General features: G+C 56.2%; 18 protein-coding genes. 8 read left to right on the top strand and 10 right to left on the bottom strand.

Going from position 1 to position 24075, the window contains the following annotated elements; genetic code table 11:
* The first annotated feature begins 135 nt into the window (after window positions 1–135).
* Window positions 136–4596 carry a glutamate synthase large subunit gene (gene gltB / locus PU683_RS06060; RefSeq protein WP_277170658.1) on the top strand — a complete coding sequence of 1487 codons (4461 nt, stop codon included), beginning with the start codon at window positions 136–138 and terminating at the stop codon, window positions 4594–4596.
* 9 nt (window positions 4597–4605) lie between these two features.
* The gene (locus PU683_RS06055; RefSeq protein WP_277170657.1) at window positions 4606–6024 is read left to right on the top strand and encodes a glutamate synthase small subunit; all 1419 of its coding nucleotides are present in this window, start codon (window positions 4606–4608) and stop codon (window positions 6022–6024) included.
* Window positions 6025–6118: 94 nt separating this feature from the next.
* On the opposite strand, the gene sspB is transcribed toward PU683_RS06055, so the two are convergent.
* The 5 genes from sspB to zapE all read right to left on the bottom strand — a co-directional run bounded on the left by sspB (window position 6119) and on the right by zapE (window position 9785).
* On the bottom strand, window positions 6119–6622 hold the full coding sequence (gene sspB, locus PU683_RS06050) for a ClpXP protease specificity-enhancing factor (RefSeq protein ID WP_277170656.1): 504 nt from the start codon (window positions 6620–6622) through the stop codon (window positions 6119–6121).
* 2 nt (window positions 6623–6624) lie between these two features.
* Entirely contained in the window at window positions 6625–7263 is a 639-nt protein-coding gene (gene sspA, locus PU683_RS06045; RefSeq protein ID WP_023480809.1) for a stringent starvation protein SspA, read from the bottom strand.
* A gap of 309 nt (window positions 7264–7572) precedes the next feature.
* Window positions 7573–7965: a 30S ribosomal protein S9 gene (rpsI, locus tag PU683_RS06040; protein ID WP_000829818.1), complete on the bottom strand. Its 393-nt coding sequence runs from the start codon at window positions 7963–7965 to the stop codon at window positions 7573–7575.
* A gap of 15 nt (window positions 7966–7980) precedes the next feature.
* Complete coding sequence (rplM, locus tag PU683_RS06035; protein ID WP_023480976.1) at window positions 7981–8409, bottom strand: 50S ribosomal protein L13; 429 nt, start codon at window positions 8407–8409, stop codon at window positions 7981–7983.
* A 248-nt stretch (window positions 8410–8657) separates the two neighbouring features.
* Window positions 8658–9785: a cell division protein ZapE gene (gene zapE, locus PU683_RS06030; protein ID WP_277170655.1), complete on the bottom strand. Its 1128-nt coding sequence runs from the start codon at window positions 9783–9785 to the stop codon at window positions 8658–8660.
* A gap of 189 nt (window positions 9786–9974) precedes the next feature.
* Here zapE and zapG point away from each other — a divergent pair, with 189 nt between their 5' ends.
* The 3 genes from zapG to degS all read left to right on the top strand — a co-directional run bounded on the left by zapG (window position 9975) and on the right by degS (window position 13074).
* The gene (zapG, locus tag PU683_RS06025) at window positions 9975–10373 is read left to right on the top strand and encodes a Z-ring associated protein ZapG (protein WP_023480758.1); all 399 of its coding nucleotides are present in this window, start codon (window positions 9975–9977) and stop codon (window positions 10371–10373) included.
* Between the two features lie 171 nt (window positions 10374–10544).
* Complete coding sequence (degQ, locus tag PU683_RS06020) at window positions 10545–11915, top strand: serine endoprotease DegQ (RefSeq protein WP_277170654.1); 1371 nt, start codon at window positions 10545–10547, stop codon at window positions 11913–11915.
* Between the two features lie 91 nt (window positions 11916–12006).
* On the top strand, window positions 12007–13074 hold the full coding sequence (degS, locus tag PU683_RS06015) for an outer membrane-stress sensor serine endopeptidase DegS (protein ID WP_277170653.1): 1068 nt from the start codon (window positions 12007–12009) through the stop codon (window positions 13072–13074).
* 51 nt (window positions 13075–13125) lie between these two features.
* Here the strand turns inward: degS and mdh are convergent, their stop codons facing one another.
* A complete protein-coding gene (gene mdh / locus PU683_RS06010; RefSeq protein WP_277170652.1) occupies window positions 13126–14064 on the bottom strand; it encodes a malate dehydrogenase in 939 nt (312 codons plus the stop codon).
* Window positions 14065–14476: 412 nt separating this feature from the next.
* Between mdh and argR the strand changes: the two genes are divergently transcribed.
* The 3 genes from argR (at window position 14477) to yhcN (PU683_RS05995) (ending at window position 15954) form a co-directional block, all read left to right on the top strand.
* Window positions 14477–14947: a transcriptional regulator ArgR gene (gene argR / locus PU683_RS06005; protein ID WP_023480960.1), complete on the top strand. Its 471-nt coding sequence runs from the start codon at window positions 14477–14479 to the stop codon at window positions 14945–14947.
* Between the two features lie 379 nt (window positions 14948–15326).
* The gene (yhcN, locus tag PU683_RS06000) at window positions 15327–15590 is read left to right on the top strand and encodes a peroxide/acid stress response protein YhcN (protein WP_277170651.1); all 264 of its coding nucleotides are present in this window, start codon (window positions 15327–15329) and stop codon (window positions 15588–15590) included.
* Window positions 15591–15690: 100 nt separating this feature from the next.
* Window positions 15691–15954 carry a peroxide/acid stress response protein YhcN gene (yhcN, locus tag PU683_RS05995; RefSeq protein WP_277170650.1) on the top strand — a complete coding sequence of 88 codons (264 nt, stop codon included), beginning with the start codon at window positions 15691–15693 and terminating at the stop codon, window positions 15952–15954.
* Window positions 15955–16021: 67 nt separating this feature from the next.
* Here yhcN (PU683_RS05995) and PU683_RS05990 read toward each other — a convergent pair whose 3' ends face one another.
* The 4 genes from PU683_RS05990 to aaeB form a co-directional block, all read right to left on the bottom strand.
* Window positions 16022–20107 carry a S6 family peptidase gene (locus tag PU683_RS05990; protein ID WP_277170648.1) on the bottom strand — a complete coding sequence of 1362 codons (4086 nt, stop codon included), beginning with the start codon at window positions 20105–20107 and terminating at the stop codon, window positions 16022–16024.
* Between the two features lie 163 nt (window positions 20108–20270).
* Complete coding sequence (locus tag PU683_RS05985; protein ID WP_277174225.1) at window positions 20271–20540, bottom strand: barstar family protein; 270 nt, start codon at window positions 20538–20540, stop codon at window positions 20271–20273.
* A 27-nt stretch (window positions 20541–20567) separates the two neighbouring features.
* Window positions 20568–22022, bottom strand: coding sequence for an NAD-dependent succinate-semialdehyde dehydrogenase (locus PU683_RS05980; protein WP_277170647.1), 1455 nt, complete (start codon window positions 22020–22022; stop codon window positions 20568–20570).
* An 83-nt stretch (window positions 22023–22105) separates the two neighbouring features.
* Window positions 22106–24073 (bottom strand): p-hydroxybenzoic acid efflux pump subunit AaeB, encoded by a 1968-nt coding sequence (gene aaeB, locus PU683_RS05975; protein ID WP_277170646.1) that lies wholly within the window; start codon window positions 24071–24073, stop codon window positions 22106–22108.
* Window positions 24074–24075 lie beyond the last annotated feature (2 nt).

Below are 24075 nucleotides of genomic sequence, written 5' to 3'. Positions count from 1 at the left end.
CAACACTTGTGAATCGATGCGAAAAGGAAATTAAAGAGGGCGACATACGAGGCCATTGCCCCGTCGCCATGCTCTTTCTGCGCCTGTGCGTAACGATCTGGAGGGCTCTCGCAGAGCCTGGGGAGGTTCACTGATATGTTGTACGATAAATCTCTTGAGAGAGATAACTGTGGTTTCGGCCTGATCGCCCACATAGAAGGCGAACCTAGCCACAAGGTAGTGCGTACCGCTATTCACGCACTGGCCCGCATGCAGCATCGTGGCGCGATCCTTGCCGATGGTAAAACCGGCGACGGTTGCGGTCTGCTGTTGCAAAAACCCGATCGTTTCTTCCGCATCGTCGCCGAAGAGCGCGGCTGGCGCTTAGCGAAAAACTATGCCGTCGGCATGCTGTTCCTCAATCAGGACCCGGAAAAAGCCGCTGTATCGCGTCGTATTGTAGAAGAAGAACTTCAGCGTGAGACGCTCTCGCTCGTTGGCTGGCGCGACGTGCCGACCAATGAAGGTGTACTCGGTGAAATCGCCCTCTCCTCACTGCCTCGTATTGAGCAAGTTTTCGTTAACGCCCCGGCTGGCTGGCGGCCGCGCGATATGGAGCGCCGTCTCTTTATTGCCCGCCGTCGCATTGAAAAGCGTTTACAGGAGGATAAAGAGTTCTACGTCTGTAGCCTCTCTAACCTCGTCAATATTTATAAAGGTCTCTGTATGCCGGCGGATCTGCCGCGCTTCTACCTGGACCTGGCGGATCTGCGTCTGGAATCGGCCATCTGCCTCTTCCACCAGCGCTTCTCCACCAACACCGTGCCACGCTGGCCGCTGGCACAGCCTTTCCGCTACCTGGCGCACAACGGTGAAATCAACACCATTACCGGTAACCGCCAGTGGGCGCGCGCGCGTACCTACAAATTCCAGACGCCGCTGATCCCCGATCTGCATGATGCTGCACCGTTTGTTAACGAAACCGGCTCAGACTCAAGCTCAATGGATAACATGCTGGAACTGCTGTTAGCGGGCGGGATGGATATTGTGCGCGCCATGCGTTTACTGGTGCCGCCAGCCTGGCAGAACAACCCGGAGATGGATCCGGATCTGCGCAGCTTCTTCGACTTTAACTCCATGCATATGGAGCCGTGGGACGGCCCTGCGGGCATCGTCATGTCCGATGGGCGCTTTGCCGCCTGTAACCTTGACCGTAACGGTCTGCGTCCGGCGCGCTACGTCATCACGAAAGATAAGCTCATCACCTGCGCCTCTGAAGTGGGCATCTGGGATTACCAGCCGGATGAAGTGGTCGAGAAAGGCCGCGTCGGGCCGGGCGAACTGATGGTTATCGATACCCGCGGCGGGCGCATTCTGCACTCTGCCGAAACCGATGACGATCTGAAAAGCCGTCACCCTTATAAAGAGTGGATGGAGAAAAACGTCCGCCGTCTGGTGCCGTTTGAAGATCTCTCCGACGACGAAGTCGGCATCCGCGAGATGGATGACGACCTGCTCACCAGCTACCAGAAACAGTTTAACTACAGCTTTGAAGAGCTGGACTCGGTGATCCGCGTGCTGGGCGAAAATGGCCAGGAAGCGGTCGGTTCGATGGGCGATGATACGCCGTTCGCCGTGCTCTCCAGCCAGCCGCGCATCATATATGACTACTTCCGCCAGCAGTTTGCGCAGGTAACCAACCCGCCTATCGATCCGCTGCGCGAAGCACATGTGATGTCGCTGGCGACCAGCATCGGCCGTGAAATGAACGTCTTCTGCGAAGCGGAAGGCCAGGCGCATCGTCTGAGCTTCAAATCACCGATCCTGCTCTACTCCGATTTCAAACAGCTCACCACCATGACCGAGGAGCACTATCGCGCAGATACGCTCGATATTACCTTCGACGCCACGGCGACGACGCTGGAAGAGACCATTAAAGCGCTGTGCGACAAAGCGGAAGCGATGGTACGCGCGGGCACCGTTCTGCTGGTGCTCTCCGATCGTAATATTGCCAAAAACCGCCTGCCGGTTCCGGCGCCAATGGCGGTAGGGGCGATTCAGGCGCGCCTGGTGGATAAGAACCTGCGCTGCGACGCCAACATCATTGTTGAAACTGCCAGCGCCCGCGATCCGCACCACTTTGCGGTGCTGCTGGGCTTCGGCGCGACGGCGATCTACCCCTACCTGGCGTATGAAACGCTGGCGAAGCTTATCGACAGCAAAGCGATTGAGAAAAATTACCGCACGGTAATGCTGAACTATCGCAACGGTATCAACAAAGGGCTGTACAAGATCATGTCCAAAATGGGCATCTCGACTATCGCCTCTTACCGCTGCTCAAAACTGTTTGAAGCGGTCGGTCTGCACGATGATGTCACAGAGCTCTGCTTCCAGGGGGTGGTCAGCCGTATCGGCGGTGCCAGCTTCCCGGACTTCCAGCAGGATCTGTTGAACCTCTCCAAACGTGCCTGGCTGGCGCGCAAACCGCTGGAGCAAGGCGGCTTGCTGAAGTACGTTCACGGCGGCGAATACCACGCCTATAACCCGGACGTGGTGCGCACGCTGCAAAAAGCGGTTGAGAGCGGTGACTACAGCGACTACCAGCAGTATGCGAAGCTGGTTAACGAGCGCCCGGCGGCAACGCTGCGCGATCTGCTGGCCATTACGCCGGGCAGTGAAGCGGTAAGCCTTAACGAGGTTGAACCGGCGACGGAGCTGTTTAAACGCTTCGATACGGCGGCAATGTCTATCGGCGCACTCAGCCCGGAAGCACACGAAGCGCTGGCGGAAGCGATGAACAGCCTTGGCGGCTTCTCTAACTCCGGTGAAGGCGGCGAAGATCCGGCGCGTTACGGCACCAACAAAGTGTCGCGTATCAAGCAGGTCGCTTCAGGTCGCTTTGGCGTAACGCCAGCCTACCTGGTGAATGCCGATGTTATCCAGATTAAAGTGGCGCAGGGCGCGAAGCCGGGCGAAGGCGGCCAGTTGCCGGGGGATAAAGTTACCCCGTATATCGCCAAACTGCGTTACTCCGTACCGGGCGTGACGCTGATTTCACCGCCGCCGCATCACGATATCTACTCCATCGAGGATCTGGCGCAGCTGATTTTCGACCTGAAACAGGTCAACCCGAAGGCGCTGATCTCCGTCAAACTGGTTTCCGAACCGGGTGTCGGCACTATCGCGACCGGCGTGGCGAAAGCTTATGCCGATCTGATCACCATTGCCGGTTACGACGGTGGCACCGGCGCCAGCCCGCTCTCTTCCGTGAAATACGCTGGCTGTCCGTGGGAGCTTGGCCTGGTGGAAACCCAGCAGGCGCTGGTGGCGAACGGTCTGCGTCATAAGATCCGTCTGCAGGTCGATGGCGGTCTGAAAACCGGCCAGGACATTATCAAAGCGGCGATCCTGGGCGCAGAGAGCTTCGGCTTCGGCACCGGCCCGATGGTGGCGCTGGGCTGTAAATACCTGCGTATTTGTCACCTCAACAACTGCGCGACCGGTGTGGCAACCCAGGATGAGAAGCTGCGTAAGAACCACTATCACGGCCTGCCGTTCAAAGTGACAAACTACTTTGAATTTATCGCCCGCGAAACCCGTGAGTTGATGGCGCAGCTGGGCGTGAAGCGTCTGGTCGATCTGATTGGCCGCACCGACCTGCTGAAAGAGCTTGATGGCTTTACCGCGCGTCAGCAGAAGCTGGATCTCTCCAAACTGCTGGAGACCGCTGAGCCGCACGCCGGTAAAGCGCTCTACTGCACAGAGAGCAACCCGCCGTTCGATAATGGCGTGCTGAATGCCCAGCTGTTGCAGCAGGCGAAGCCGTTTGTTGATGAGCGCCAGAGTAAAACCTTCTGGTTTGATATCCGCAACACCGACCGCTCGGTGGGCGCGCTGCTCTCCGGTTACATCGCTCAGACGCATGGCGATCAGGGCCTGGCATCGGATCCGATTAAAGCCTACTTCAGCGGTACCGCAGGCCAGAGCTTCGGCGTCTGGAACGCGGGTGGCGTTGAGCTCTATCTCACCGGCGATGCCAACGACTATGTCGGTAAAGGCATGGCGGGCGGGCTGCTGGCGGTGCGTCCGCCGGTCGGCTCGGCGTTCCGTAGCCACGAAGCGAGCATTATCGGCAACACCTGCCTGTATGGCGCAACCGGCGGTCGTCTCTATGCCGCAGGCCGCGCGGGTGAGCGTTTCGCCGTGCGTAACTCCGGTGCGATCACCGTGGTTGAAGGCATCGGTGACAACGGCTGTGAATATATGACGGGCGGCATCGTCTGCGTACTTGGCAAAACCGGCGTCAACTTTGGCGCGGGCATGACCGGCGGCTTCGCCTATGTGCTCGACGAAGATGGCGAGTTCCAAAAGCGCGTCAACCCGGAACTGGTAGAAGTGCTGAGCGTCGATGATCTGGCGATCCACGAAGAGCATCTGCGCGGTTTGATTACCGAGCATGTACAGCACACCGGCTCACAGCGCGGCGAAGAGATGCTGGCCAACTGGCCGACCTTTGCCGCCAAATTTGCCCTGGTTAAGCCGAAGTCCAGCGATGTGAAAGCGCTGTTGGGTCACCGTAGTCGTAGCGCGGCAGAGTTGCGCGTGCAGGCGCAGTAAGGAATTGAGATGAGTCAGAACGTTTACCAATTTATCGACTTACAGCGCGTTGATCCGGCAAAGAAACCGCTGAAGCTGCGTAAGATTGCCTTTGTCGAGATCTACGAGCCCTTCTCAGAAGGGCAAGCGAAAGCGCAGGCTGACCGCTGTCTCTCCTGCGGTAACCCCTACTGCGAGTGGAAGTGCCCGGTTCATAACTACATTCCGAACTGGCTGAAACTGGCAAACGAAGGGCGTATTTTTGAGGCGGCGGAGCTGTCGCATCAGACCAACACCCTGCCGGAAGTGTGCGGGCGCGTCTGCCCGCAGGATCGCCTGTGTGAAGGCTCCTGTACGCTGAACGATGAGTTCGGTGCGGTGACCATCGGCAATATCGAGCGCTATATCAACGATAAAGCCTTCGAGATGGGCTGGCGTCCCGACTTGACCGGCGTGAAGCAGACCGATAAACGCGTGGCAATTATCGGTGCCGGCCCGGCCGGTCTGGCGTGTGCAGATGTGCTGACCCGTAACGGCGTAAAAGCGGTGGTTTATGATCGCCATCCGGAGATTGGCGGCCTGCTGACCTTCGGTATTCCGGCCTTTAAGCTGGAGAAAGAGGTGATGACGCGTCGCCGTGAGATCTTCACCGGCATGGGCATTGAGTTCAAACTCAACACCGAAGTGGGCCGCGATGTGCAGATTGACGATCTGCTGACAGAGTACGACGCCGTGTTCCTGGGTGTTGGTACCTACCAGTCAATGCGTGGCGGTCTGGAGAACGAGGATGCGCAGGGCGTGTTTGATGCGCTGCCGTTCCTGATTGCCAACACCAGGCAGATCATGGGCTATGGCGAAACGCCGTCACAACCCTATATCAGCATGGAAGGCAAACGCGTTGTGGTGCTGGGCGGTGGCGATACCGCGATGGACTGCGTGCGTACCTCGGTACGCCAGGGTGCGACTCACGTCATCTGCGCCTATCGTCGTGACGAAGAGAACATGCCGGGCTCACGCCGCGAAGTAAAAAACGCGCGTGAAGAGGGCGTTGAGTTCCAGTTCAACGTGCAGCCGCTGGGGATTGAAGTGAATGCCAACGGCAAGGTGAGCGGCGTGAAGATGGCGCGTACTGAAATGGGCGCACCGGATGAGAAAGGTCGTCGCCGCGCTGAGATCGTTGCCGGCTCTGAGCACGTTGTTCCGGCTGATGCCGTGGTGATGGCGTTTGGTTTCCGCCCGCACAGCATGGAGTGGCTGGCGAAGCATAGCGTTGAGCTCGATTCACAGGGCCGCGTAATCGCCCCGGAAGGGAGCGAGAATGCGTTCCAGACCAGCAACCCGAAAATCTTCGCCGGTGGCGATATCGTTCGCGGTTCCGATCTGGTGGTGACGGCGATTGCTGAAGGGCGTAAAGCCGCGGACGGCATCCTCAACTATCTCGAAGTGTGACGTTGCGAAAACGATAAAAAAAGGAGGCTGCGGCCTCCTTTTTCATTTTCTGCGGGCAATAAAAAAGCAGAACCGGGGTTCTGCTTTTCTCAGGTTATTTCACCACACGCAGTGATGGACGCCCACCACGCGGCGGCGGATCGTCATCCGGATCGTTATCCTGATCTTCTGCATGATCGGGCTTATCACCGTCGATAACCGACATCACCGTCTCGTTCTCCTGCTCGGGCATCTCACCATCATCATTGAGACTGACGAGCTCTTCGTCGTAGGCGGTTTCTGGCTCAAACATGGTGCCGGCACCGTTTTCACGGGCATAAACGGCCAGTACGGCAGCCATCGGCACTTCCACCTGGCGCGGTACACCGCCGAAACGCGCGTTGAAGCGCACTTCGTCGTTGCCCAGCTCCAGGTTACCCACCGCACGCGGTGCGATGTTTAACACGATCTGGCCGTCACGCGCATACTCCATCGGCACGCGTACGCCCGGCAACGTCACATCAACAACCAGATGCGGCGTCAGCTGGTTATCCAGCAGCCATTCGTAAAAGGCCCGCAGCAAATACGGGCGGCGTGGAGACAGTTGCGACAAATCCATGATTAACCCCGACCAAGGCGCATTTCGCGCTCGGCTTCTGTCAGAGAGGCAAGGAAAGAATCACGTTCGAAGACGCGCGTCATATACCCTTTCAGCTCTTTCGCGCCTGTGCCGCTCAGCTCAATGCCCAGTACCGGCAGACGCCACAGCAGCGGCGCGAGGTAGCAGTCAACCAGGCTGAATTCGTCATTCAGGAAGTAAGGCTTCTGGGTAAACAGCGGGCCAATCGCCAGCAGCTCTTCGCGCAGCTGTTTACGGGCGGCATCGGCCTGCGCACCGCTGTTGTTCTCGATGACGTTCATCAGCGAGTACCAGTCTTTCTCGATGCGGTGCATGTAAAGACGGCTTTCACCGCGCGCCACCGGGTAAACCGGCATTAACGGCGGGTGCGGAAAACGCTCGTCCAGATATTCCATAATGATGCGCGATTCCCACAGAGTGAGCTCACGATCTACAAGTGTCGGTACGCTTTGACTCGGGTTGAGGTCAATCAGATCCTGAGGAGGATTATCCTTTTCCACGTGCTCAATTTCAAAGCTGACACCCTTCTCGGCCAGCACGATGCGGACCTGATGACTATAGATGTCCACAGGACCAGAAAACAGCGTCATTACCGAACGTTTGTTGGCAGCGACAGCCATGAAAACCTCCAGGTATATTCAGAAATACTGCTACCGGACTAACTCGACCGGTCAGATGTTAGTTAGCTACCCGCGCGCACTGTCTCTCTTGTTCAAAAAACAAACAAAAAACGAACAATCCCAGCCATTTGGGCAGAAAATTGGATGATAGTTTACCAGATTTTGCGGGCTTTGTGGTGAGGGGATTCGGGAAATGCTGAAAAACAGGAGATAAGATATTGATTGCTGTGGATAACACAATTTTTATCCATAAAAAAACCCGGCTTGCACCGGGTTTTTCGCCAATCGTTCTGCCGAAGCAGAGGACAATTAACGTTTGGAGAACTGCGGACGACGACGTGCTTTGCGCAGACCGACTTTCTTACGTTCAACCTGACGAGCGTCACGAGTAACGAAGCCAGCTTTACGCAGTTCAGAGCGCAGGGACTCGTCGTACTCCATCAGAGCGCGGGTGATACCGTGACGGATCGCACCAGCCTGACCGGAGATACCACCACCTTTAACGGTGATGTACAGGTCCAATTTCTCAACCATGTCGACCAGTTCCAGCGGCTGACGAACTACCATGCGGGCAGTTTCACGACCGAAGTACTGTTCCAGCGAACGCTGGTTGATTACGATTTTACCGTTGCCCGGTTTGATAAACACGCGAGCGGCGGAGCTTTTGCGGCGACCAGTGCCGTAGTATTGATTTTCAGCCATTGCCTATAATCCCGATTAGATGTCAAGAACTTGCGGTTGCTGTGCCGCGTGGTTGTGCTCGTTGCCAGCGTAAACTTTCAGTTTACGGTACATAGCACGACCCAGCGGGCCTTTTGGCAGCATGCCTTTAACCGCGATTTCAATCACACGCTCAGGACGGCGGGCAATCATCTCTTCAAAGGTCGCTTGTTTGATACCACCGATGTGGCCAGTGTGGTGGTAATACACTTTGTCTTCGCGCTTGTTGCCGGTTACAGCAACTTTCTCAGCGTTCAGAACGATGATGTAATCACCAGTATCAACGTGCGGAGTGTATTCCGCTTTGTGCTTACCGCGCAGGCGACGAGCCAGTTCGGTAGCCAGACGACCCAGAGTTTTACCGGTCGCGTCAACAACATACCAGTCGCGTTTTACGGTTTCTGGTTTAGCTGTAAAAGTTTTCATTAAAAGCTTACCCAAATAATTAGTTTCACGTTGGTGAACACCCAAACGTTTGTCAGTTGAGGTTCACACGACAAAGTCCGGCAAACCTACCCCTTCGAATAGCCTATGCCGGCGCATAGAAAGTTTTGGGGAAAAAAAACTTTCCCGTAACGTGGGGTCGCAGGATTATAGAGAAGTCGGGGTCAAAGATCGACCCCTTTTCGTCTTTTGCTGGTGGATTTCTGTGCCTGGCGGCAATGAAAAAAGGATTACGGCATATGCTCGCGTTTCAGATACTCCTCACTCTGCATCTCCTGCAGGCGCGATAAACAGCGCTGAAACTCGAACTGCACCCGCTCGCCCTGATAAATCTCGTGCAGCGGTACTGCCGCACTCACTACCAGCTTCACGTGGCGCTCATAAAATTCATCCACCAGCGCAATAAAGCGGCGTGCCTCATTCTCCATCAGCCTGGTCATCACTGGCACCTCAAACAGCATCACCGTGTGGAAAAGGCGCGACAGCGCGATGTAATCATGCTGGCTGCGCGCATCAACACACAACGTCGCAAAGGAGACCGCTAAGGTCTGATTCTCGACGCCAAGCGTCGCCAGCGGCCGGTGGTTCACCTCCAGCTCCGGCGCATGGCTGCGCGGTGCGCCCGCCAATGCCAGCCACAGTTTATCCATCTGCTGCGAGGTCTCTTCATTAAGCGGCGACAGCCACAAATGCGCCTGCGTCAGCGTGCGTAAGCGGTAATCGATGCCAGCATCGACATTCATCACATCGCAAAACTGTTTGATCGCCTCAATGGCAGGCAGAAAGCGAGCGCGTTGCAGGCCGTTGCGATAGAGCTCATCCGGGGGAATGTTCGACGTCGCCACCAGCGTGATACCGCGCGCGAACAGCGCCTTCATCAGCCCGCCAAGCAGCATCGCATCGGTAATATCCGAAACGAAAAATTCGTCAAAACAGAGCACGTCGGTTTGCGCCTTAAAACGATCGGCGACAATCTCCAGCGGATCGCTCTGCCCCTGCAGCGTGGTTAACTCCTCATGCACGCGCAGCATAAAGCGGTGAAAGTGCAGGCGCTGTTTACGCTCGCCCGGCAGGCTGTGATAGAAGAGATCCATCAGCCAGGTTTTGCCTCGCCCGACGCCGCCCCACATATAGAGGCCGCGTACCGGCTCGTGCGACGAGGTATCGCGTTTGCCCAGCAGCTTGCTGAATTTCGCTATCAGGCCTCTGCTCTGCTGCGCGGCAGGCTCCTGTTCGGCAATCAACTGTTGATAAATCGTATCCAGTCGGGTGACCGCTTCTTTTTGCACATCGTCCGGCTGATGGCTACCCTCTTTCAGGGCGGTAAGATATCGCGATGTCGGGGAAAGGCTTTGCATGGTGTTATTGTTGTTCCTTGAAAATCGATCCGCCCCCACAGGGTTGACGAAAAAAAGGCCGCTCTACACTACGCGATGCAGCGTCAGGATTCCACTTCTGCTCCTTTAGCGGTTATAGTGGCACTCTCCGGCGCAGGCAAGAAGCTTGCAGCCCACCCCCTACGGAATCGAACAACAATGGGAGAAGTCATGACCTGGGAATACGCGCTAATTGGGTTAGTTGTCGGCATTATTATTGGTGCCGTGGGCATGCGTTTCGGAAACCGGAAATTGCGTCAACAGCAGGCCTTGCAGTATGAACTGGAAAAAAACAAAGCAGAACTGGAAGAGTACCGCGAAGAGCTGGTGAGCCACTTTGCCCGCAGCGCTGAGCTCCTCGATAACATGGCAGACGACTATCGTCAGCTTTATCAACATATGGCGAAGAGCTCCTCCAGCCTGCTGCCGGAAATGTCTGCAGAAGAGAATCCGTTCCGCAACCGTCTGTCAGAGTCTGAAGCGAACAACGATCAGGCGCCAGTACAGATCCCGCGTGACTACTCTGAAGGCGCATCGGGTCTGCTGCGCGGTCGCGCCAATCGCAAATAAGTCCTTTCGTCCTCCTTATTTATACGGGCGCGTCTCCTGCGCCCGTCGCAACTGCCCCATCCCAGCTATTATTTAGTCATTCTTCGCATTGTTACCCGGTTGAAATTTCAATAACATCACACTGTTTTGGGCATCTATCCTTCCACTTCAGGTTACTGAGAGCCAGCATCGATGAAGAAACAAATCCAGCTGTTGAGTGCAATCGCGTTAAGTGTCGGCTTATCTCTCTCGACACCGTTGGCAACGGCAGCCATGCCGTCACAGGTGCCTGGCCAGGGGGCGTTACCCACTCTTGCGCCGGTTCTTGAGAAAGTGCTTCCCGCCGTGGTCAGCGTGCAGGTAGAAGGCACCGCGGTGCAGAGCCAGAAGGTTCCTGAAGAGCTAAAGAAATTCTTCGGTGAAGAGGCCCCCGATCAGCCGCAACAGCCGCAGCCGTTCGAAGGTCTGGGCTCCGGGGTGATTATTGATGCTGCAAAGGGCTACGTCCTCACCAATAATCATGTCATCAACCAGGCGCAAAAAATCAGCGTGCAGCTTAATGATGGCCGCGAATTCGATGCCAGGCTGATCGGCGGCGATGACCAGAGCGACATCGCGCTATTACAGCTGCAAAACCCCAGCAACCTGACGCAAATCGCCATTGCCGACTCCGATAAGCTGCGCGTCGGTGATTTTGTCGTCGCGGTCGGCAACCCGTTTGGCCTCGGGCAGACCGCAACGTCGGGGATTGTCTCGGCGCTGGGTCGCAGCGGGCTTAACCTCGAAGGGCTGGAGAATTTCATTCAGACTGATGCCTCGATTAACCGCGGTAACTCTGGCGGGGCGCTGCTCAATCTCAACGGTGAGCTGATCGGCATCAACACCGCCATCCTCGCCCCCGGCGGCGGCAGCGTTGGCATCGGCTTTGCCATCCCCAGCAATATGGCGCAAACCCTCTCCCACCAGCTGATTCAGTTTGGTGAGATTAAGCGCGGCCTGCTCGGTATTAAAGGCACGGAGATGAGTGCGGATATTGCCAAAGCCTTTAACCTTAACGTGCAGCGCGGGGCGTTTGTCAGCGAAGTACTGCCCAACTCCGGCTCGGCGAAAGCGGGGGTTAAATCCGGGGATGTGATTGTCAGCCTCAACGGTAAAGCGCTGAACAGCTTCGCGGAGCTGCGTTCGCGCATCGCCACCACCGAACCGGGCGCAAAAGTGAAGCTTGGGCTACTGCGCGACGGTAAGCCGCTTGAGGTTGAAGTGACACTGGATAAGAGCACCTCCGCTTCCGCCAGCGCAGAGCTAATCTCACCGGCGCTGCAGGGCGCAGAGCTGAGCGATGGGCAACTGAAGGATGGCACCAAAGGCATCCGCGTCGGTGAGGTTGAGAAAGGCAGCTCGGCGGCACAGGCTGGCCTGCATAAAGATGATGTGATCATCGGCGTTAACCGCGCGCGCGTGCAGTCTATCGCCGAGATGCGCAAAGTGCTGGAGACCAAGCCGCCAGTGATGGCGCTGCACATTGTGCGGGGTAACGACAGCCTCTATCTGCTGCTGCGTTAATCCTTTCCTCGTCCGGGCATCACCGCTGCATGTGATGTCCGGATAACTCATGGTATGCTGCTGCGGTCCTTCTTTTAACGACTATCCCATCATGTATGTGAAGCTTTTACGTTCGATTGCAATCGGTATTGTCGTCGGTGGCCTGATCATCGCCGCCATGCCGTCGCTACGTCAGAATAACCCGCTCGCGACGCACCCGTTAGACAGCGCCGATGAGACGCCTGCGTCCTATAACCCAGCCGTGCGCCGCGCCGCGCCCGCAGTGGTCAACGTCTATAACCGTAGCCTGAACAGCTCCACGCACGATCGCCTCGAAATCCGCACCCTCGGCTCCGGCGTCATCATGGATCAGCGCGGGTATATCATCACCAACAAGCATGTGATCAACGATGCGGATCAGATTATCGTCGCCCTGCAGGATGGACGCGTCTTTGAAGCCTTACTGGTTGGCTCAGATACCCTGACGGATCTGGCGGTGCTGAAAGTGAACGCCAACTCCGGGCTGCCGGTGATCCCGATCAATGCCAAGCGCACGCCACATATTGGCGATGTGGTGCTGGCAATCGGCAACCCCTATAACCTCGGGCAGACCATCACTCAGGGGATTATTAGCGCCACCGGGCGTATCGGCCTCAACCCCAGCGGGCGGCAAAACTTCCTGCAGACCGACGCCTCCATTAACCACGGCAACTCTGGCGGCGCGCTGGTCAACTCGCTGGGCGAGCTAATGGGCATCAATACCCTGTCGTTTGATAAGAGCAATGACGGGGAGACGCCAGAGGGGATTGGTTTCGCCATTCCGTTCCAGCTGGCCACCAAGATTATGGATAAGCTTATCCGCGACGGGCGGGTGATCCGCGGCTATATCGGTATCGGTGGGCGCGAGATTGCCCCGCTGCATGCCCAGGGCACCGGCATCGATCCGATTCAGGGCATAGTGGTCAATGAAGTGTCACCGGACGGCCCGGCGGCGCGCGCAGGTATTCAGGTCAATGATGTGATTACTTCCGTTAACGGTAAACCGGCGGTATCCGCGCTGGAGACCATGGACCAGGTGGCGGAGATCCGTCCAGGTTCAGAGATCCCGGTTGAAGTGATGCGTGACGATAAAAAGCTGACGCTGCATGTCACGATTCAGGAGTATCCGGCCACTAACTGATGTCCATAAAAAAACCGGAGCGCAGGCTCCGGTTTCTCATCTCCGCCGCGCTTAGCGGTTAACGAAGTCGACGCCGAGTTCAATATCTTTTTTCAGCGTATCCAGCATGCCTTCCAGCGACTGCTGTTCAAACGCGCTGAGCTGGCCAATCGCCTTGCGCTCTTCTACGCCGTTTTTACCCAGCAGCAGCGGCTGCGAGAAGAAACGCGCATATTCGCCATCGCCTTCAACATAGGCGCACTCAACGATGCCGCTCTCGCCCTGCAAGGCGCGAACCAGCGACAGACCAAAGCGGGCAGCTGCCTGGCCCATCGAGAGAGTTGCTGAACCGCCACCCGCCTTCGCTTCCACCACTTCGGTGCCCGCGTTCTGGATACGTTTGGTCAGGTCAGCAACTTCCTGCTCGCTGAAACTAACGCCCGGGATCTGCGACAGCAGCGGCAGGATCGTGACGCCAGAGTGCCCGCCAATGACCGGCACTTCGATCTCGGCGGGTTTCTTACCTTTCAACTCCGCGACAAAGGTATTGGAGCGAATGATGTCCAGCGTGGTCACGCCAAACAGTTTGTTCTTGTCATAGACACCCGCATTTTTCAGCACTTCTGCCGCAATCGCGACGGTGGTGTTGACCGGGTTAGTAATGATACCGATACAGGCTTTCGGCGCGGTTTTCGCCACCTGAGCCACCAGGTTTTTCACAATACCGGCGTTCACATTAAACAGGTCGGAGCGATCCATACCCGGTTTACGCGCCACCCCTGCCGAGATCAGCACCACATCGGCACCTTCCAGCGCAGGCGTCGCATCCTCACCGGAGAAGCCTTTGATATTTACATCGGTCGGGATATGGCTGAGGTCTACAGCGACACCGGGAGTGACAGGTGCGATGTCGTAGAGGGAGAGTTCTGAACCTGAAGGCAGTTGTGTTTTCAGTAGTAGGGCAAGCGCCTGGCCGATACCGCCGGCCGCGCCGAGGACTGCGACTTTCATCCTAAACTCCTTATTATGGTTAGCTAAATATAGTGTTACTCCGCCGCGGCGACCTTAATTCACCCTGCTCATTATGACAATAAGTGCGCCAAAATAACGCGGCACAGCCTACTGTAGCGATTTTATAAAAGGGTTAAATGTGACCGTCAGATCGGCAAGCTAAGCAACTAACTCAACGAGTTTATAATATAGCTGTAGAATTCACCAAAATAACATCATATTTATAACATTTAATTTACTTTTTACTCTTATTTGCGACGTAAGCCACATGCTGATGTCCTTAACGAAAGAATTTGCTAAACTTCGCGCCCTTCCCCATAACTTTTCAGCATATTTATCTGCAGAATGTTTGCATAAAAATTCATTAATATGCATAATAATGTCGTTTTCACAGCCATATTACGGGTGACTTATGCGAAGCTCGGCTAAACAAGAAGAATTAGTGAAGGCGTTTAAAGCGCTTTTAAAAGAAGAGAAATTCAGTTCCCAGGGAGAAATTGTCCAGGCCTTACAAGAAGAGGGCTTCGACAATATCAACCAATCTAAAGTCTCGCGCATGCTAACCAAGTTCGGCGCGGTGCGTACGCGCAACGCAAAGATGGAGATGGTCTACTGCCTGCCGATCGAGATGGGCGTGCCAACCACCTCCAGCCCGCTGAAAAACCTGGTGCTGGACATCGACTACAACGACGCGGTGGTGGTTATCCACACCAGTCCGGGTGCCGCACAACTGATCGCGCGCCTGCTCGACTCGCTGGGTAAAGCGGAAGGGATCCTCGGCACCATTGCCGGCGACGACACCATATTCACCACGCCAGCCCGCGGTTTTACCGTTAAAGATCTCTACGAAGCGATCCTCGTCCTCTTCGAACAAGAACTTTAACCGCGCATTCCCCTCGGCCCACACTGAGGGGGAATGTTCGGCATTTCTCCCCTTTCAGGCGACTTTCCACCCCATATCATTTAACACTTAGTGCGATTTTTCGCATTATCCCTCTGAAGCAGCCGATAGCACCGCACAAATAATCAAAGCTATCTATCTCGCTGATTTTATTAATCCTCGTTAACTAATTCCGCGCCATAAGCCAAATTTTTATACCCGCAGGTTATAAAAACTGTCGCTCTATATATGTATTCGTCGCAGTTATAATTAGCATGGTATTAATTATTCGCGTGATTAGTGTATACTTAATTTCGTGATGGGGGTCACAAAACGAGCTCCCTGGAAAATCTAAAGAAAAGAATACGACGAGGTAAGCATCATGAATATCAAATCATCAATCGCAACTATGGGTATCCTCTCAGCACTCTCATTCGGCGCCTTTGCCGCTGACATGATCAATGCAGACCAGGCGCAAAACCGCCAGTCTCTGGGTACCGTCTCCGTCGGCGCCATCGCCTCTTCACCGATGGACATGAACGCGCAGCTGAGCAAAAAAGCGGAAGAGCAGGGTGCATCCTCCTACCGCATCATTGAAGCGCACAGCGGTGACCGCTGGCACGCAACGGCTGAACTCTACAAATAAGTTTTACCCTAACCCTATGAATTAATCGCTCAGCGGCACCAGGCATAAGAAAAGACGTTTAACCCTTCTCGCCGTTGAGTCTCTCTTAAGGAGAAACAGTATGAAACGTAATCTGATCATCGCATCCCTTGGTCTTGCTTCCCTGATCTCGTTCGGCGCTGGCGCCGCAACGCTGGTTAACAACGACCAGGCCAGCAACCTGCAATCCGTAGGTACGGTCTCTGTTTCACAGATTGCCGGTGTGCCGATGGATATCCGTCAGGAACTCTCTGCAAAAGCTGACCAGGCTGGCGCAAGCAGCTACCGCATTATTGAAGCCCGTACCGGTTCTCACACCCACGTGACGGCTGAACTGTACAAATAAACCCTCGTCGTCTGTCCGACGACTTGCCCCTGCCTCCCCTGGCAGGGGCTTTTTTTTGCTTAACGAATCAGAAGGTGTAGCGCAGCTGTGCGTTGACAGCCTGATCCGCACCGACTTTGCCAAAAGCGGAGCCGGCAACCTCTAGTGCAAGATGCACCCTGTCGTTCACCTGCCCCTGGAGGCTGGCCTGAATGAGCATCCGGCCATCACGCTTAGCGGCGATCCGCGTTTTCCCTGCCGAATCCTGAAGCACCATGTTGCCTGCGGAATGGAGATCGAACTGATAATGCAGCCCTGCCCGTGTGGTCATCGCCCAGTTTTTACCAGCAAACGCCTTACCAACAGCGATACCCGAACGGCCAACCCACGGTGTCGCGCTCTGTCGCCGTACGGCGAGATCGATCCCGCCATCGCGCCACGTCATGGTGTTGCCTGAGAGCTTGCTCAGCACCAGCTGCGCCTGTGGCTCGATATAGAGATCGTTGGTCAGTTGATAGCGGTAACCGCTCTCAATACCGCCCAACCAGCTATGGGTGGTGTAGTCCCGCGCGCCTAAACCGCTGAACCCCGCCTGGTAGTGATCGAAATTGCGGATATAGCGGGCAGAGAGATCGAGATAAGCGCCGGACTCACTTATTGCCGCGACATAGTATCCCGCGCCAAAGGCTCGCGTATTGCCGCGTAGCGCATCGCCCTTTACCTGATGGCTGGCGTGGCTCATCACTATCCCGCTATAGAGATCGACACCGGACCAGCGCGTTTTCCTGTCTATGCCCGACTCAATCGCGTTATAGCTATCGGTAAAACTCATGCTGGCCGCCCCACCGCCGTTATAACTTCGCGCCCATGCGCCTTCCCGATCTTCACGACTGCGCAGCTGAGCGGCACGCGTGTTCAAATTGGTTATCTCCGTAATCAGCCGTTTGTAGTTCATCGCCAGAAAGCGCCTGGCCGCTCCCACCGCAGCGGGATCGGGCATGCGGCGAAAACCGGTCAGGATCCATTGCGTCTCCTGCGCATGCTCTTTGCGCTCAATGATCGGCTCAAACTGGTTAAAACCGCGCATCGACTTTGCCACTGTCAGCAGGGCGGCTGGCGTATTTCGGGGCGCGGTAACCAGAGGGAGATGCAGCGAACCAGCAGCTTTAAGCGGGGTGATGACATCAAGAAACAGGAGGTTATTGCGCCCCGACGCATGCTGGCTTATCAGCATCCGATCGCTACTTTTTAAATCCGTGCGCAGGGCAAAGCCGGTTTCGTTAGCCGTTAAGGTGCCAATCTTCAATGTATTAAACCGCTGTTGCCCGCCGGAGAGCCCTATTAGCGAGCGTGATGTCACCAGGCTATCAACCTCGGAGTGTCCACGCAGCTCCCAGCGGGTCGAGGTCAGGCTAAGCCGGGCGCGCGGTGCGGCGATAGCGCCGCGCCAGCTACTGCGAAACCCTGAAAACCTGTTGGCCGTACTTTGCTGGTCAGGTGAGAGTCGCCCGGCAAGGCGTTTATCATCCCCCTCGCCGAAACGGACCGTGGACGATCCCGCCCCCTCCATACGCCCCTGTAAAATGGCAAACGGCGAAACGGTAAGCGTGCTCCCCTCTTTTAACTGCCAGGTTGTGCCGGGTTTGAGGGTGTAGATTGAGGGGATAACCTCTCCCGAGGCCACTGGCGTCGCCGCCAGGTTCAGTGTCGCCGCCGGGCCAACAGTGACGTTGGCGTTACTGTTCCAGCCGCCTGTCGCCGTGACTTTCGCGTTTTGCTCCAGCGTCAGCGGAGTCCGATCGAACTGGCTAAATCCTGTTAAGCTGGCGTGCTGCGACTGTAGCGTTACCCTGCTCTGCTGCCCATTGATGCTGCCGGTAAATTTCTCGCGAATAATGAGCTCTGACCCGGCGGAGAGCGAGATATGCCCCTGATAGTGGCTGGCATCGGCTTCCTTACTGGCGTAAGACGCTCCGCGCTGGACGATATTCATCGTTCCGTTGCCATCGTTGCGATCGATATAAGGGAACGGGCTGCCCAGCGTAATTGTCGAGCCTCGCGCCTCGATATTACCGTCGAGAGTGGCATTTCGCGCCAGATCAAACACCGCGTTATCAAGTATTAAACGGTTGACCTTAAAGTGCCGCCGCTCCCAGTCCGGCTGGGAAAAAGAGACCGGTTCAGTGCGTAGGGAGTTATCCCCGAGCGCACGTAATTTTTCTACCATTTCTGGCGTGTTATCGGCGTGAAGCACCGGATGCCCCTGAAAAACCAGGTGCCCATTGCGCTGCGTAAAGTCGCCGGAAATATCCATGGAACCATCAAAGATTAAGGCGCCACGCGTCTCGGCAAGCACCTGATGCTGAACGTTGAGGTTGCCGTTGAGCTGGCCGTGAAAAAGGGTATTTTCCGCTTTATGCCTTTCATAACGGGTGCGCAGAGCCTGCGCGCGGTCATGGCCGATATATTCCCAATACGCATTGCTGCGCTGATCGGTTGGAAACCACTCATACTCAGGCGTTTTCAGAATAAAGTAATCGACCGTACGGGTATTGTTGTTGCGATAACCATACACCTCGCCGACCTGCCCGTACCGCGAGTATGACCAATCCGCAATGGAGAACGCGTCGAAAGGGCGCTGCTCGCTGAGAGTGATATTCGCGCGTGTCGCCGCGCGATTGATCAGCGCAGCACCATAATCCTCGGCGTTAAGTTTGTGAAAGGTCAGGTCATTGCCATTCACATCAACTCTTCCACCGCGGTATCCCCACGTGACGGTATCGGGATCGATCTGCTTATCGTTGCCAAGGATCACCAGCGGGCGACCGCTGACAATACGCAACGCGCTAAAAGCTTGTAGTTTTCCCTGAGCGTCAGGTCGCTGCGCGAGCAGCACGGTACCCTCGCCAACATTTAACCCGCCGGGGTTGATGCCTGAAGCGTTAACCTTAAGCGTGCCTTCACCTATTTTATGCAGGGCGTCCCCCGCTACGCCATTGACCTGCCAGCTCACCGTTGCTCCCTTCGCGATATTGACTCCGCCACCTGTCCAGGTCTGCTTATCCCTCGGCGCGAGGGTGTAATCGCTGTTAAAAGTTATGCTGCCGGCTCCCTGATCCACGCTCTCTTCCAGGGTAATACGGCCACCTGCGCCGCTGAAAACCAGATCTTTTGCACTCTGTGAACCACGGGCATCTTTGCCCTGCATGGCGTAATGCGTGTATTGGTTGGCCAGCGTTCCTCTGCCGCTCGCAGCATCAAATCGCCACACGAACTCCGCATCATTGCCGCGACTCTCAATCGTGGCGCTGATGTATTTCTCTATGGTCTGGCGGATAAATTGCGGGTTCACAAAGGCATAGGCGGTCTGCTCAATCCGTCCGTGGTAGAGCAAGCTGAGAGCACCGACAACCGTCCATTTTTGACGCCAGCTGTCCCACGCATAGAGCGGTGAACCGCTGTCGCCCGGTGCGCCATGGCTGGCAAGAGGACCATTATCAGGATGAGAAATCGCGCCGGAGTTGATGCGCAGAAGATCCAAGGGTTTCACGTGCGGCTGCCCAATAGTGCCGCCGGTAAGATATTTGTACGCGCTCTGCAGATCGATTCTCTCTCCGGAGCCATCGATCACGCTCTGCCTGCCGGAGCCCAGCCGGTAAAAGAGCGGAAAGCGCTCTCTATTATTAAGCGCTTCTATCGGCACCTCTTCCGGCAGCGTCTCGGCAGGTATCGCCTCCGTCACCAGTTTATTTAATCGCACCACGCTAAAATCTTTTTGGTTAATACTCTCCCTCGCCGCTAAGCGGTAAGGAGAGTGTCCAAAATATGAGGTCTCGAGATATGAATCAGGATTATGGTAGACGGTCGTTGCATATTGCGGATGAATAATTGTCGCAATGCCGGTGGTATTACCCACGCTACTAAAGTCCGGCATCGGTGCAATATTCAGCAGGCCAATAGTTTGGTTATATTTATTATAAACAGGTATGTCTTTCGCACCGGGATAAAAGGGACCTCTGTTGGTGGCAAAGTCGCGGTAGGTCTGATAGGGAACCTCTCCTTTCGCTAATGAACGCGACATCGGGTGCGGTTTTGCATACCCGCTGGGTGAAGGGAGTAAAAGGGTTAAACAGCAGAGCGATAGGGTTACTTCAAGCGAATATATCTTTTTCAAACTAACCATCCTTTGGTTTAGTAATAGAAGAAAATATTGCTCAACACTGCAAATATACTAATAACTCTCTGTTAATTATATTTATAACGGCAGACGCTAATGCCTGCCGCCCGTGAACTTTAGCACAGCGGTAATATTGATATATTCCGAAAAATAACCTCAATCAGCGCAAATTAAAACGCAGCGCCCCCTCCAGCTCCTCTTCCGCTTCATCAAACAGCAGGATCAGCGCCCCGAAACGGCGGCGCTTCTTCTCCGGCAGATGGATAAAAGCAATCTCCAGCGGCAGCGGTAATTGACCTTCAACCACCGCATCCCACAGCGAATCGAGATCGTGCACCTTCTCCTCGTTAAGCGCGAACTGGCGACAAAAATCGCGGTAGAAGGCGCGCTGATCGGCGATCTCTTTAAAATCGAAGGTGTAGGTCTTTATGCTCTCCATCATCTGCCGTTCCACTCTTTATAAGCCGCCTAAATGTAGCGTTTTCACTTCCATAAACTCGTCTAACCCCAGCACGGAGCCTTCGCGGCCTAACCCCGACTCTTTCACGCCGCCAAAGGGCGCGACTTCAGTTGAGACGGCGCACTCGTTCACGCCGATCATGCCGCTCTCCAGCGCCTGCGAAACGCGGAACACCCGCTGCAGGTTTTGCGTGTAGAAGTAGGCAGCCAGCCCAAACGGCGTGGCATTCGCGCGCTTGATCACCTCCTCTTCACTGGTAAAGCGGAAGCAGGCGGCAAGCGGGCCGAACGTCTCTTCCTGCGCCAGTTTCATGCCATCGCTACAGTCACCGAGCACCGTCGGCTGCCAGAAGTTACCCCCCAGCGCGTGAGGTTCGCCGCCGGTCAGCACTTTCGCGCCTTTCGCCACCGCATCTTCAACATGCTCACGCACTTTATCGACGGCGGACGACTCAATCAGCGGGCCGACGACCACCCCTTCGTCCATGCCGTTGCCCACTTTCAGCGCTTTAACCGCCTCGCTCAGCTTGCGGGTAAAGTCGTCATAGACCCCTTCCTGGATATAGAAGCGGTTGACGCTGACGCAGACCTGGCCTGCATTACGAAACTTATTCGCTACCGCGCCCTGCACTGCGGCATCAATATCAGCGTCATCAAAGACGATATAGGGCGCGTTGCCGCCCAGCTCCATCGACACCTTTTTCATCGTCTCGGCTGCGTTGCGCACCAGCGTTTTACCCACCGCCGTTGAGCCGGTGAAGGAGATTTTGCGCACCTCCGGGCTTGCCATAATGGCACCGCTGATCTCAGAGGTTGTCCCGGCGACCGCGTTCAGCACACCATCCGGGACGCCCGCTTTTTTCGCCAGTGTTAACAGCGCAAACGCGCTCAGCGGCGTATTGTTGGCGGGCTTGATCACCCCGGTACAGCCTGCGGCCAGGGCTGGGCCAAGTTTGCGGGTCAGCATTGCCATCGGGAAGTTCCACGGCGTAATTGCCGCCACCACGCCAACAGGTTCACGGGTGGCCAGAATGCGCGATCCCGGTTTAATCGGCGGAATAATCTCGCCGTTGGCGCGTTTAGCCTGTTCGGCAAACCACTGAATAAAGCTGGCGGCGTACTCGACTTCGCCCTCCGCCTCTTTCAACGGTTTCCCCTGCTCGCTGGTCATCAAACGTCCCAGCCAGCTTTTGTTCTCGATAATCAGTTCATACCAGCGATAGAGAATGGTTGAGCGCTCTTTGGCGGTTTTTGCCCGCCAGGCGGGAAAGGCACGCGCCGCGGCGGCAATCGCCTCTTCGGTCTCTTTTTTCCCCGCTTTCGCCACGTGCGCGATCGCCTCGCCGCTGGCCGGGTTCAGAACCTCAAAGGTGGTCTCCAGGTTTTTCCAGACGCCATCGACCAGATATCCGGTCTGAAAAAGCGCACTCTCCTGCAATGCCTGCGTGCTCATGAGTTCTCCTGATCTGCGGTGTGTTGATTCTCCAGTGAAGTATAGTCATAAAAAAACCGACGCTTAGGGCGTCGGCTTTGTCATTAATTGCTGGTTAGCGCGTGTTGATACTTATGCAGCATGCCGGTTAGCCGTTCGACCGGCTCCGTCACCTGCGGCGAGGCATTCCACTCGCGCAGCTTCTGCTGGTACACCGCCAGCTCCTCCAGCAACTGGGTAAAGTAGCGATGCCGCTTGGTATCGGATCCAGCGGCAATCACCTGGGAGGCGGTGCGGCGCAGTTGCCGGTGGAAGGCCGAGAGATCGTCATTGATCGGCACCGGTGCATCGCGCAGGCGCTGGTGGGCGATGATCAGCGTCAGCGCGAGGCGAAACTTCGCCACGTCGCCGGGAAATTTATTCAGCAGCAAGAAAAGCTGCTGATAGAGCGCCGGGAGATGGTTCTCTTTACGCCGGGCGGTGTTGGTGGTCATCGCCGAGACCGCTGCCGAAACAAACTGGTTAAGCAGCACCCGCCCGGTGCGCGCCTGCGAGTTATCGCGCACCAGCAGGATCACCGTTATCGCCAGCACCACGCCCACCAGCTGCCCCAGCGCGCTGTCGAGGAAGAAGCTGAATTTGAAGGTCATCGGGTTATCCAGCACCAGAATATTGATGGTGCCTGCCAGCGTCGCCATCGATCCCAGCCGCCGTTTTTGCACTTCGATACCAATAAAGAAGGCGAGTACCGCAAGGCTGATACAGAGCAGCAGCATGCTTTGCTGCGTGGCGGGCAAAATAACGAGGAAGTAGAGCGCGCCTATCGGTAACGCCCACAGCATGCCGTAGACAAAATCCTTCGCCACCATAATCGGGTTGGGCAACCGCATCGCCAGCGAGGTGACAACGGCGATCATCACCATCGCCCCGCTGCCGGAAGTCCAGCCGGTCCACAGCCAGAAGAGCGTGCCAAGGGCGCAGGAGAGCGTAGTGCGCCAGAAGTTAATCATCGCATGGTGGCGCTCGGCGGACTCCGCTTTCACCACCGCTTCGCCCTGTAGCACCTCCTCTTCGATGGCGCTGATTTTGGTATTGCCAATCACGCCGCGCTTAAGCAGCAGGTAGCGCGTCGCTGCCCCGACCCAGCTGTAGAGCGTCACCGGCGTGTCGCGCTCGCCGGTCCAGATAATCACCCGGCGCATGCGTTTTAACTGTCGGTGTACGTCCTGCACCGTTTCAACTGGCTCATCGAACAGCTCACGAAAGGTATCGGTGATGAGTTCCGGGCGCGTGTTCTGAATCAGGTAGGTTTCGCACGCCTGGGTAATCAGCGTCAGTGAGAGGGTGTTAATCACTTTCAGTCGGCGGTTCGCCAGTCCCCAGCGGGAGGATTCGATTTTCAGATTGCTGCGCATGCCGTCCAGCCCGGCGGTGCGGCGAACCAGCGCCGCCCAGGCGGCATCGACCTCTTCGCTGTCACCATGCTTGATGCAGAGTTGCATTAACTGATAGTGCGCCACCAGCAGGCTGTCGAGCTCCCGGTCGATCACCTGCTTCACCGAGCGCGGGGAGAAGAGCAAATCGGCAACAATCGCGCACAAAATCCCCACCACGATCTCACTACAGCGCTCCACCGCGTATTGCGGTGCCAGCAGCGGGTTGGGCTCAATGGTGATGACAATGATCAGCGCCGTGTAGCCCGCCAGCCCCCAGGCGTAGGAGTTCTCAACGCGAATCAGCGAGGAGACCCAGGTACAAAAGCCCGCCCAGATACAGCTCACCAGCAGCATCAGCAGCGGCGTACGGATCAGCATAATAATGATGGTCAGCCCGGCGATACAGCCGATAAAGGTTCCGGCAATACGCAGCATGCCCCGGTAGCGGATCGCGCCGGAGTAAGGCTCGCCGCCCGCCGCAAAAGCGGGGCCGGCGGCAACAATCGCGGCGGTCAGCACCGCCCAGCGCGGCGTTTCAAGCTGGAAGTGAAAGCCGACAAACAGCGCCAGCACCACCGCGCCGGCCAGTTTGCAGGCAAAGCGCAGATGCTGGCTGGCGATAGAGAACAGCCCCATAG

It is taken from the genome of Candidatus Kosakonia sp. 282A-S69 (assembly GCF_029433855.1).
GTDB classification, from domain to species: domain Bacteria; phylum Pseudomonadota; class Gammaproteobacteria; order Enterobacterales; family Enterobacteriaceae; genus Kosakonia; species Kosakonia cowanii_A.
This window is presented reverse-complemented; position numbering and strand designations above follow the sequence as displayed.